Source organism: Streptomyces sp. NPDC004721 (genome assembly GCF_053601495.1).
The window spans coordinates 25,898-37,627 of record NZ_JBSGBZ010000039.1 but is presented as its reverse complement, the minus strand read 5'-3'; the positions used below and the strand labels follow the sequence as shown (position 1 = coordinate 37,627).

Here is an 11,730-nt window from a genome sequence, read left to right as displayed (position 1 = left end):
CCGGGACGTCGATCGGCCAACAACGCGGCCTCCGGCGGGGGTCAGCCGGCGGTCGGCTGCCAGCCCCGGAGCACGGCCTGGAACTGCTGCCGCGTCCGCGTCCAGTCCTCCTCCGGCGAGGACATGTAGATCGCGTACTCGACGCCGTCGCGGGAGAAGTACGTCTCCTCGATGGCGTGGCGCGGGCCGGGGAACGGCGTGTCCTTCGCCAGGGCCGTCCAGCTGTGCTCCCACAGAGAGCCGGGGCAGTCGCGGTAGGTGTTCGGCTCCAGGCTCAGCCGCCGGTAGTCGACCAGCCTCTGGAGGCGCTGGTCCAGGTCGAGTTGGTGCTCGTGGCCGGTGGAGAAGTCCGGCGTGTCGTCCACGGCGACGCGGATGAAGTGCTTGCCGCCGTCGGGGGTGTAGTCGACCTGGTGGGTCGCCTCGTCGAACACCTGCCGCTGCCAACTCCTGTCGGGCACGGCGATGCTGAAGCCGTAGGGGTCGCGGACGCGCACCCAGCCGTCCGGGAGACCGCCGGAGCCGTCGGTGGTCGGGGAGGGCGTGGTGGGCTCCGGCGGCGGGGTCGACTGGGAGGTGCCGGAATCCTGCCGCCGGTCCTGGTCCCACTTCTGCAGCATCAGGGCGGTGCCGCCGCCGACGAACGCGGCGAGCGCCACGACCAGGATCAGGGTGCGCAGGCGGCGCCTGGGTACCGGGGCCGGGTGGTGCTGCAGCGCGGGTCCGGCGGCCGTCGGCGGGGACACCGGGTGCGGGGTGGTGGCCGGCGGCCACGACCCCTGGGCGGGGTGCGCGGCGGTCTCCGGGGGAAGGCCGGCCGCCTGCGTGGGCACGTACGCCTGCGCGCTGCTCGGCCTGCGGCCCTCGGCCGCCTCGGCGAGCATCTGCTCGGCCTGCTCCGCCTGCGGCCGTTCGGCCGGGTCCTTGCGCAGCAGGGCGGTGATGACCGGGGCGAGCGGGCCGGCGTGCCGCGGCTCGCGCGGCTCCTCGTCGACGACCGCCTGCATGGTGCTCAGCGGCGAGGTGCGGCGGAACGGCGACAGGCCCTCCACCGCCGTGTAGAGCGTGGCACCCAGCGCCCACAGGTCGGAGGCCGGCCCCGGGTCGTGGCCGCGGACGCGCTCGGGGGCCAGGTAGTCGACCGAGCCGACGACCTCGCCGGTGCGGGTGATCGTGGTGTCGCCCTCTATCTGGGCTATGCCGAAGTCGGTGAGCAGGACGCGGCCGTCCTGGCCGAGGAGGACGTTGCCGGGCTTGACGTCGCGGTGCAGCACCCCGGCGGCGTGCGCGGCGCGCAGGGCGCGCAGCACCCATATGCCGATGCGAGCGGCCTCCGCCGGGTCCATGCGGTCCCGCTCCTTGAGCGCGTCCGCCAGCGAGCGGCCCTCTACCAGCTCCATCACGATCCACGGTCGGCCGTCGTGCTCCAGTACGTCGTGCACGGTCACGACGGCGGAGTGGTTGATCCGCGCCGCCGCGCGCGCCTCCGCCCGGGTGCGCGCCAGCAGGACCTCCTGGTCGCTCTCGGCGACGTAGAGCGCGGCGGTCAACTCCTTGATGGCGACGGCCCGGTGCAGCACCTCGTCGTGTGCGCGCCACACCCGGCCCATGCCGCCGCTGCCGATGGCGTCGGCGAGCCGGTAGCGGCCCGAGAGGAGCAGGCCCTGCATCTGATTCACGTTTCCCCGCAGTGGTCTTGACAGGCTCAGGGTATGGACCGGCACGCCTGCTGGGAACCGGCGGGGTCCCAGGAAGGCCCCACTGTGACGGTTGTCGCTCCCCGGAGTGTGCGGTTCGGGCGGTTCCGGCGGTTCGGACGGTTACGGCGGTTCAGCCGGTGTACCGGTACGTCGCCGAAGCCTGCTCGTACAGCGTGGTCACCCGGTCCCGCTGGGCCTCGGGCCCCCGTACCTGCACCACGTGATACTTGCCGTCGGTCAGGATGGCCAGGTTGCGCACGTACAGCTGCCGCCCGCTCGAGTCCGTCCAGGTGAACTGCCCCTCGGACATGATCCGTTCGCCGACCTGGGTGGTCCGCAGGCCCGTCGAGGTGGCCCAGCTGGAGTCCCGGTAGGCCTGCAACTCGCGCTCCTTCTCCCGCTGGTACGCCATCGGGTCGCTGCCGAACTCGGCCGCGGTGTCCCGTCCGGGCACCACGATCAGCTCGAACCCACCCTGGGAGTAGATCACTTGACCCATCCCGTTGCCGGGCGTACGCGCCCAGTCCTTGGCTACGGCGACCTGGAAACCGGCCGGGTCCTTGCGCAGCGTGAAGCCGTCGGAGACGTCCGGCGCGGTCGTCTGCGCCTCTGCCGAACCGGCCGTCTTCGAAGGGCTGTCGTCCGCCGCGGACGAGGTCCGGCCGGGTTGCGGGGCGCCGCTCCCACCGTTGCCGCCCGAGCGCGTCGGGGCGGGGCTCGCCTCACCGGCCGTTCCGGTGCGGTCGCCGCCCGCCGCGCCGTCACGGTCGGCCTTCGGCATGAACAGCATCGCGTAGGCGACGGCGGCTGCCATCAGAAGCAGGATGAGCAGGAGCAGCGTGCGGCCCAGGCGCCGCGGCGAACCCGTCTGCCGTTTGTGCCGTGCGTGTGCGGCGGGCAGCCCGGCGCGCCGCCTGCGCACCAGTTCGCCGCGGCGCCGTATGACGGGCAGCCTGCTGGGATCGGCGGGCGGGGCGGCGATGACGTGCGCGCCGGCCTCCGGCTCGGGCGCGGAGCGCACCAGCGAGCGCAACCAGCCGCGCAGCTCCTCGAAGTCGAGGCGCTCGGTGGGGTCCTGACGCAGCAGCGACTCCACGACCGGACGCAGCGGCCCGCACTCCTCCGCGTACGCGGGCGGCTCGGCGCACACCATCTGCACCAGCTCGGCGGTCGACTCCTCCGGGTACGGCGCGTGGCCCTGCACGGCTCGGAAGAGCAGTGCCCCCAGCGCCCACAGGTCGGTCGCCGGGCCGATGGGCGCGGCCAGCTGCCAGTTCTCGTGCACGGGTCCGGCCTGCTCCGGTGCCCATCGCTCGGTCACCGGGCCCACCACCGCCATCCGCGCCTGCCGCGCCCGCTCGGCGGCCAGCGCGGTGGCGGGCCCCCGCCGCACGGGACCGCCGACGGCGAGATCGCCCCAACGGGCCGGTACGCGCCCGGCGCCATCCGCCGCGCCCGCACCGGGCTCGGCCCGGCCTTGTGCGGGCACCACGTACCCGGCGCCCGAAGTGCCGTGACCAGCGGCCGGGCCGCCGTGGCCCGAGCCCGCGATGCCGTGGTCCGGTGCCGAGCCGGGGGTGGTTCCGGGGCCGAGGGCGGGCGGGACTCCCAGTCCTGTGGTGCGGGCCGGCTGCGGGCCGGGCTCGTCGTCGGTGGGGCGGTCGGGGGTCGCGGGTGGGAGCGCCGTGCTTGCTCCGGGGTACGGGGCGGTGCCGTTCCGGGTGGGGGCCTGGACGCCGTAGGGATCGGCGATCTGGCCCGGAGGGGTGGCGGTTCCGGCGGCCCGGGGCTCGCCCTCGACGGGTGTGCGGGCGCCGGGCAGTTCGGCGCGTGCGCTCTGCTGTGCCTCCTGCACCCGGGCGGCCGCCCGCGCGCCGGCGCGGTACGCGGCGATCGCCCCGGCCCGCGCCGCCCTGATGTCCCCGCCGGTCTGAGGCGTCCGCCGCGCGGGCGTGCCCGGCGCGCCTGGCCCGGCGTCGGGGCCCGGCAGCGGCAGCGGCCCGGCCGCCCGCGCCTCGATCGCGGCCCGCCGCGCGGCCTCGGGATCCGCCGGCGGAGTGCCGGCGCCGCCCCCGAAACCACCCCCGCCGCCCCCGAAACCGCCGACGCCGCCCGTGACCTCGGTGAATCCGCCGAAGCCCGGCCCGCCGGCCGCACCAGCCGAGGCACCGAGGGCCGTGGAACCGCCCGGCGTGCCGGACACGCCGTCAGGATGGTCCTCGTCCCCGGTGTCCTGGACCGGGACCGGGTCGTACCCGCACAGGGCCTCCTCCGCCGCGCCGACCGCGAGGCCGGTCAGCATCACGCGGCCGTCGTCGCAGACGAGGACCGTGCGGGCGGTGATGTTGCGGTGCACCCAGCCGTGGGCGTGCAGCACGCGCAGCGCCGTGAGGATGTCGGAGGCGACCTCGGCCGCCCGGTACGACGTCAGCGGCTTCTCGGCGAGCAGTGCGGCCAGCGGCCGCGCGGCGACCAGTTCACTGACGACCCACAGCGAGCCGCCCTCCGCGAACACGTCGAAGACCTGGTCCAGCCGGGGATGGTCCGGGATCCGCGCCGCGGCCTGCGCGGCCTCGACCGCCCGCCGCACCGCCGGATCGGTGGGCCGCCGCGTCGCCTCACGCGCACCACGGGCATCGCCCGCCGTACGCCCGGTACGGGCCGGCCCCGGCCGGAAGGCTCCGTCGCGCGCGGTGAAACCGTCGGGCAGCCCGTCCGCGTCGAGCACCTCGGCCTCGACGACCTCCGGCAACGGCACCTGCCGGAGCAGGACTTCCTGCCCGCTGTAGGTGTCGAAGGCCCGGGTCTCGGTCAGTTCGTACTCGTCGGACGGAGGCAGCGGCAGGCGGTAGCGGTCGGCGAGAACCCGGCCCGCATAGTCGTCCACATTGCCTCCCCCGGCCGCACGGTCGGTCAATTCCGTTCGCCACGCGTCCCGTTCCCGATGCTTACGGTCCGCAACCACTCACGATACGTGCCGGAGGCAACCCGCAATGACGGGATGCGAGATCTCGCCGCGCCGAACCCGGAACCCCGGGGACGGACGGCGGGACCGATCCGCTCACTACTTCTTGGGCTGGAAGGTCCCCGTCAGCGTCTTCCAGGTGCTCTTGCGCAGGTCGCTGTCCCACGTCGCGGCCTTCGCGCTGTACATCAGCGCGTGCCCGAGGTGGTCGTTCACCACGAACCCGCGGTCTATGGTGCGGTACTTGGTCCCGCCGTCGACGTAGGTGAACTCCCAGTCGGCGGTGTTCCAGCCGCGGTACTCCACCGCCTCTATGCGCACCCTCTGGTACTGAGAGCGCACCATGCCCTTTTCCTGGTTGGTCCAGTCGGTCACCGGGTCGCCCTTGGGCGTGGTGGTCCAGGCGACGAGCAGCCGCTGCCCGTCGGGGCCGGTGAAGCGGACCCCCGCGGAGTCGGTGCTCGCGTACTTCCAGCCCTCGGGCAGCCCGATGGAGAAGCCCTGAGCACCCTTGTACGTCGACGCCACGGCGGCGCCGTCGTCCCCTGACCTGTCCCCGCCGGAGCCGGAACCTGAATCGGAACCAGATCCGGAATCGGAACCCGCGCCGGAGCCCTTGCCCGACTTCCCGGTGTCGGTGTCCGTGGCCGGTGTGCCGCCGGAGCCGTCGGCCTCCGTCTCGGAGCCGGACCGGTCCCCGCCCGTGGCGGGCTCGCCGCCCGCGTCCTTCTTGGTGGAGGCGCCCGCGGACGAGCCGGCGGTGGCTGCCGTGCGGCCGGCCGCGTTCTTGTCGCCGCCGCCCTTGTCGTCACCGCCGAGCGTGAAGGCGAGCACGGTGCCGATCACCGCGAGCACCACGACCACCGCGACGATCACCAGCGTCCGCCGCGGCACCACGTCGGTGAGCGACGCCCTGGGCGCCGGGCGCGACGGCAGGTCCAGGTCCGGCGGGGTCATCACGGGCCACCCCGAACCGGGCCGCCCCGCCTGCGCACCACCGGCACCACTGTCCGAAGTGGACGCGGCCTGCGTCCGGGCCTCCGCCGCCTTCGCTCCGGCTCCGTCCGCGGAGCCGGAGCCCGCCGGCCCCGTGTCGCCGGACGCCGAGTCGGCACCGGCCCCGGCTGCCGCCGAGGGGTTCGGCCCCGCCGCCACGGCGGCCTTGCGCACCGAGCGCAGCGCCCCGCGCAGCCGCTCGCCCGCATCCTCGCCCCGCCTGCTCCCGGAACCCGAACCGGAGCCGGAACGTCCCGAACCGCCTTTGCGGGAACGCCCGTCCGGCTGCTCGGGCAGCGGAACGACCTTGGTCGCGTCCGCGGGCGGCTCCGGCTCGGTGTCCTTCGGCTCGGGCGCGTTGACGACGGCCTTGAGCATGGTCCGGGCGCCCGCGTCGTCGAGCCGCTCGACCGGGTCCTTGTTGAGCAGGCCGTGGATGACGTCCCTGAGCGGGCCGGCGTTCCTGGGCTCCTCCAGCGGTTCGGTCATCACCGCGGTCAGGGTGGCGATCGCCGAACCCTTGTCGTACGGCGGTGTGCCCTCCACCGCCGCGTAGAGCAGGCCGCCGAGCGACCACAGGTCGGCCGCCGGTCCGGGCTTGTGCCCACGGGCCCGCTCCGGGGAGATGTAGGAGGGGGCGCCGACGAGCATGCCGGTGGAGGTGATGGACGGGTCGCCCTCGACCTGCGCGATGCCGAAGTCGGTGAGGACGACCCGGCCGTCGTCGGCGATGAGCACGTTGGACGGCTTCACGTCGCGGTGCAGGATGCCCTGGCCGTGCGCGGAGCGCAGCACGTCGAGGACCGCGAGCCCGACCTCGGCCGCCCGCCGCGGCTCCAGCAGCCCGTCCTCGCGGATGACTTCGGCGAGGGACTTGCCCTCGACGAGTTCCATGACGATCCACGGGCGGTCGTCCTCGTCGACCACGTCGAAGACGGTCACCGCGCTGGTGTCGCGGATGCGCGCGATCGCCTTGGCCTCGCGCAGCGTGCGCGTGATCAGCCGCCGCTTCTCGTCCTCGTCGATGTTCGACGGGAACCGCAGCTCCTTGACGGCCACGGTCCGGCCCAGGGTCTCGTCCTCGGCCCGCCACACCGTGCCCATGCCGCCGCGGCCGAGCACCTTCCCCAGCCGGTAGCGCCCGGCGAGAAGACGCTCGCTCCTGTCCTGCAGAGAGTCCTGACGAGTGTCCTGACGGGGTGTGCCCGCCCGCTCCGCGTCCGACATGCGTCCCCTCATGCAACCCGCCCTGACAGAGCCTCCATTGTCTCTCACCCGACAAGCACGCGACGCCCAGGGGCCCCCTGAAAGCACCCCGGGGGCGGAGCCGAACGGCCCGTGGTACGCGTGGGAATGACGGGCCGTGACAACAAGGAAGCCATGGGTGCCGACCCTTCGGACCATTCCGGCCATAATCTGCGCCGGACCCCCGTGGCACGTGTCGTGCGTCTCGCGCGGGACGGTGGGCCGGGCCCCGGCCGGTTCACAACGGCACGATGTCCGGTGCTCCCAGCCGGGCCGCGTCGGCGGTCAGGTCGTCGGGCTGGCGCTGCGACTCCCGCTCGGCCTCCACCCGCTTCTCGTAGTGCTCGACCTCGCGTTCGATCTGGTCCTTGTCCCAGCCCAGCACCGGCGCCATCAGCTCGGCGGCCTCCCGGGCGCTGCGCGTGCCCCGGTCGAAGGTCTCGATGGATATGCGCGTACGCCGGGTCAGCACGTCGTCCAGGTGCCGGGCGCCCTCGTGGGAGGCGGCGTAGACGATCTCGGCGCGCAGATAGTCGTCGGCGGCCTTGAGGGGAGCGCCCAGCGTCGCGTCCTCGGCGACGAGGGCGAGCACCTCCCGCGCCGCCGTCCCGAACCTCCTCAACAGGTGCTCCACGCGCACCACATGGAGGCCGGTCTCGGCGGCGATGCGCGCCCGCGCATTCCACAGGGCCGGGTAGCCCTCGGCGCCGAGCAGCGGGATCTCCTCGGTGACGCAGTCGGCGACGCGCATGTCGAGGCCGCGCACCGCCTCGTCGACGGCGTCCTTGGCCATCACCCGGTAGGTCGTGTACTTGCCGCCCGCGACCACGACGAGGCCGGGCACCGGATGGGCCACGGTGTGCTCGCGCGAGAGCTTGCTGGTGGCGTCGGACTCGCCGGCCAGCAGCGGCCGGAGACCGGCGTAGACGCCCTGCACGTCGTCGCGGCCGAGCGGCACCGCGAGCACCTGGTTGACGTGCTCCAGGAGGTAGTCGATGTCGGCGCTGGAGGCGGCCGGGTGCGCCTTGTCGAGGTCCCAGCCGGTGTCGGTGGTGCCGACGATCCAGTGCCGGCCCCAGGGGATCAGGAAGAGCACGGACTTCTCGGTGCGCAGGATCAGCCCGGTGGAGGAGTTGATGCGGTCCTTGGGCACGACGAGGTGGATGCCCTTGGAAGCCCGGACGTGGAACTGACCGCGCTCCCCCACCATCGCCTGGGTGTCGTCTGTCCACACCCCGGTGGCGTTGACGATCTGCTTGGCGCGGATCTCGTACTCTCCGCCGCCCTCCACGTCCCGTACCCGCGCGCCGACGACCCGCTCGCCCTCGCGCAGGAAACCGGTGACCCGGGCGCGGTTGGCGGCCTTCGCGCCGTACGACACCGCCGTGCGCACCAGGGTGGCCACGAAGCGGGCGTCGTCCATCTGGGCGTCGTAGTACTGAAGGGCGCCGACCAAGGCGTCCCTCCGCAGGCAGGGAGCCACCCGCAGGGCGTGACGGCGGGTCAGGTGACGGTGCAGCGGCAGGCCCCGGCCGTGGCCGCGGGCCATCGACATGGCGTCGTACAGGGCGACGCCGGACCCGGCGTACAGGCGCTCCCAGCCCTGGTGCTGGAGCGGGTAGAGGAACGGCACCGGGCGGACCAGGTGGGGGGCGAGGCGTTCGAGCAGCAGGCCGCGCTCCTTCAGCGCCTCCCGGACCAGCGCGAAGTCGAGCATCTCCAGATAGCGCAGTCCGCCGTGTATCAGCTTGCTGGACCGGCTCGACGTGCCCGACGCCCAGTCACGCGCCTCCACGATGCCGGTGGCCAGACCGCGGGTGACGGCGTCCAGAGCGGTGCCGGCGCCGACCACGCCTCCGCCCACGACCAGGATGTCCAGCTCCCGCTCGGCCATTGCCGCCAGTGCCTCGGCGCGCTGCGCCGGCCCCAGTGTCGCTGTCCTCACCGCTGCCTCCCACTGTCGGTCGCGCCGGCCGCACCCGTCGGGCGAAGCCCGCATCCATCCCCCATGCCTCTAGCGTGTCCCCCCGCCTCCTGCCCATGCCCAAATTCTGACCGGGTTGCCCGCGTTCAGCCACCAGTCGCCCTCGGCCTGTGGACAACTCCGCGGGCGCACCGAGAAACACGCTGGTCAATCCCACATAACGGTCATATTTACTCCTAGTCTGACATTGCGCTCGCTCGTCCTGTCCACAGGACTTGCGTGCCTCCCACGCCTCGGTTATTGGGAAGGACCGCCCACGCCATGCCCGCAGATCTCGCCGTCATCGGACTCGGCCCGCTCGGCCTGCCCCTGGCCCAGGCCGCCGTCTCCGCCGGCATCCCCACCCTCGGGTACCGCACCGGGAACGAGTCCGGCTCCCTCAGCCCCGCCGAACTGCGCCGGATGCTCTCGGGGGGCTTCCGGCCGGCCACCAACCCGGCCGAACTGGGCCGGGTGCGCACCGCGGTGATCTGCGCACCGACCCCGCGGGGCGCGGACGGCGGGCTCGACCTGAGCCAGGTGGAGGCCGCCGCCCGCACGCTCGCCGGGCAGATGCGCCCGCACACCACCGTGATCCTGGAGTCGCCCGCGCACCCCGGGACGACGGAGGAGTTCCTCCTCCCGCTGTTGGAGAAGGGCTCGGGGCTGCTGGCGGGCCGCGACTTCCACCTCGCCTACTCGCCCAGCCGCGTCGACCCCGGCAACCGCGAGATCACTCCGGCCAACACGCCCAAGGTGATCGGCGGCCTCACCCCGGCCTGCACCGAGTCGGCCGCGGCCTTCTACGGACGGCTGACCGACAAGGTGGTGCGCGCACGAGGGTTGAGGGAGGCGGAGACGGTCCAGCTCCTGGAGACCAACTACCGGCACGTCAACATCGCCCTGGTCAACGAGATGGCCGTGCTCTGCCACGACCTGGGTGTCGACCTGTGGGACGTCGTGCGCTGCGCGGAGACCAAGCCGTACGGCTTCCAGGCCTTCCGCCCCGGCCCCGGTATCGGCGGCCACGGATTCCCGCAGGACCTGGCCGGCCACGCGGGCTGCGGGCTGCGCATGGTGGAACTCGCCGAGCAGGTCAACGGCCGCATGCCGCGCTACGTCGTCCAGCGCGCCGCCGCCCTGCTGAACGAGCACGGCAAGTCGGCGCGGGGCGCCCGGGTCCTGCTGCTAGGCGTGACGTACAAGGCCGACCTCGCCGACCTCCAGGGCACGCCCGCCGAGGAGATCGCCGTCCGGCTGACGGGCCTCGGCGCCTCGGTCAGCTACCACGACCCGTACGTGCCCGCGTGGAGCGTCCGTGACCGGCCCGTGCCCCGCGCGGACTGCCTGTACGAGGCGGTGGCCGACGCCGACCTGACGATCCTGCTCCAGCAGCACCGCACGTACGACCTCCAGGGCCTGTCGGTGAAGGCCCAGCTGCTGCTGGACACACGGGGAGCCGCGCCCACGGGGGCGGCGCACCGGTTGTGAAAGGGGCGCGCGCGAACGCAAGATCCACCTCCTCCGGAACTTCCCCGGCCGAAGCCGGTGCTGTTCCAGCCGAAGCCGGATGCGGTCCCACAAAACGACCATGCGCCCCCCGTCCCGCACTACGCGCCCCCACTTGACCTGCGCGGACGCCCGGCACGTGCGAAGGGGCCCGGTCGCCCCGTATGAGCGGGTGACCGGGCCCCTGGCGTGGGCCGTGGACGCGGTGGGGCTACCGCTTGTGCTGCGAGTCCCCCACTGTCACCTCGACCCGCTGGAACTCCTTCAGCTCGCTGTACCCGGTCGTGGCCATGGCCCTCCGCAGGGCGCCGAAGAAGTTCATGGAGCCGTCGGGGGTGTGCGAGGGACCCGTGAGGACCTCCTCGATCGTGCCCACCGTGCCCAGGTCGACCTTCTTGCCGCGCGGCAGCTCCTCGTTGACGGCCTCCATGCCCCAGTGGTGGCCCTTGCCGGGCGCGTCGGTGGCACGGGCCAGCGGGGAGCCCATCATCACGGAGTCGGCACCGCAGGCGATCGCCTTGGGCAGGTCGCCGGACCAGCCGACGCCGCCGTCCGCGATCACGTGCACGTACCGGCCGCCGGACTCGTCCATGTAGTCGCGGCGGGCGGCGGCCACGTCGGCGACCGCGGTGGCCATCGGGACCTGGATGCCGAGCACGTTGCGCGTGGTGTGCGCGGCGCCGCCGCCGAAGCCGACCAGGACGCCGGCCGCGCCGGTGCGCATCAGGTGCAGGGCCGCGGTGTAGGTCGCGCAGCCGCCGACGATCACCGGGACGTCGAGCTCGTAGATGAACTGCTTGAGGTTCAGCGGCTCGTGCGAGGACGACACGTGCTCCGCCGAGACCGTCGTACCGCGGATGACGAAGATGTCCACGCCCGCGTCGACGACGGCCTTGGAGAACTGGGCGGTGCGCTGCGGGGAGAGGGCGGCGGCGGTGACCACGCCCGAGTCGCGCACCTGCTTGATCCGCGCGCCGATCAGCTCCTCCTTGATCGGAGCGGCGTAGATCTCCTGGAGGCGGCGGGTCGCGGTCCCGGCGGGCAGCTCGGCGATCTCGTCGAGCAGCGGCTGCGGGTCCTCGTACCGCGTCCACAGGCCCTCGAGGTTGAGCACGCCCAGGCCGCCCAGCTCGCCGATGCGGATGGCCGTGGCCGGGGAGACGACCGAGTCCATGGGGGCGGCCAGGAAGGGCAGCTCGAAGCGGTAGGCGTCGATCTGCCAGGCGATCGAGACCTCCTTCGGGTCCCGCGTACGGCGGCTGGGGACGACGGCGATGTCGTCGAAGGCGTACGCCCGGCGGCCGCGCTTGCCGCGCCCGATCTCGATCTCAGTCACGTCTGTGGCCTTTCCC

The 11,730-nt window shown here is 73.5% G+C and carries 6 protein-coding genes; 1 reads left to right on the top strand and 5 read right to left on the bottom strand.

Translation table 11 applies throughout. The features are described from left to right. Nucleotides 1-41: 41 nt before the first annotated feature. The 4 genes from ACWEK3_RS29315 to ACWEK3_RS29300 all read right to left on the bottom strand — a co-directional run bounded on the left by ACWEK3_RS29315 (nt 42) and on the right by ACWEK3_RS29300 (nt 8,851). Nucleotides 42-1,670, bottom strand: a complete 1,629-nt coding sequence (locus ACWEK3_RS29315; RefSeq protein WP_450540934.1) for a protein kinase domain-containing protein — start codon at nt 1,668-1,670, stop codon at nt 42-44. Between the two features lie 160 nt (nt 1,671-1,830). Then, on the bottom strand, nt 1,831-4,587 hold the full coding sequence (locus ACWEK3_RS29310) for a protein kinase (RefSeq protein WP_453250974.1): 2,757 nt from the start codon (nt 4,585-4,587) through the stop codon (nt 1,831-1,833). Between the two features lie 177 nt (nt 4,588-4,764). Beyond that, nucleotides 4,765-6,888, bottom strand: a complete 2,124-nt coding sequence (locus ACWEK3_RS29305; protein WP_450540885.1) for a protein kinase domain-containing protein — start codon at nt 6,886-6,888, stop codon at nt 4,765-4,767. A gap of 256 nt (nt 6,889-7,144) precedes the next feature. Next, entirely contained in the window at nt 7,145-8,851 is a 1,707-nt protein-coding gene (locus ACWEK3_RS29300; protein ID WP_453250973.1) for a glycerol-3-phosphate dehydrogenase/oxidase, read from the bottom strand. A gap of 300 nt (nt 8,852-9,151) precedes the next feature. Between ACWEK3_RS29300 and ACWEK3_RS29295 the strand changes: the two genes are divergently transcribed. Beyond that, complete coding sequence (locus ACWEK3_RS29295) at nt 9,152-10,360, top strand: nucleotide sugar dehydrogenase (protein ID WP_390727212.1); 1,209 nt, start codon at nt 9,152-9,154, stop codon at nt 10,358-10,360. A gap of 229 nt (nt 10,361-10,589) precedes the next feature. On the opposite strand, the gene ACWEK3_RS29290 is transcribed toward ACWEK3_RS29295, so the two are convergent. Next, a complete protein-coding gene (locus ACWEK3_RS29290) occupies nt 10,590-11,714 on the bottom strand; it encodes a GuaB3 family IMP dehydrogenase-related protein (protein WP_365417072.1) in 1,125 nt (374 codons plus the stop codon). Nucleotides 11,715-11,730: the final 16 nt, after the last annotated feature.

Bases quoted from the DNA above. Each gene is read 5' to 3' on its own strand.
- ACWEK3_RS29305 (WP_450540885.1), bottom strand. From the start codon at position 6,888: ATGTCGGACGCGGAGCGGGCGGGCACACCCCGTCAGGACACTCGTCAG.
- ACWEK3_RS29295 (WP_390727212.1), top strand. From the start codon at position 9,152: ATGCCCGCAGATCTCGCCGTCATCGGACTCGGCCCGCTCGGCCTGCCC.
- ACWEK3_RS29315 (WP_450540934.1), bottom strand. From the start codon at position 1,670: ATGCAGGGCCTGCTCCTCTCGGGCCGCTACCGGCTCGCCGACGCCATC.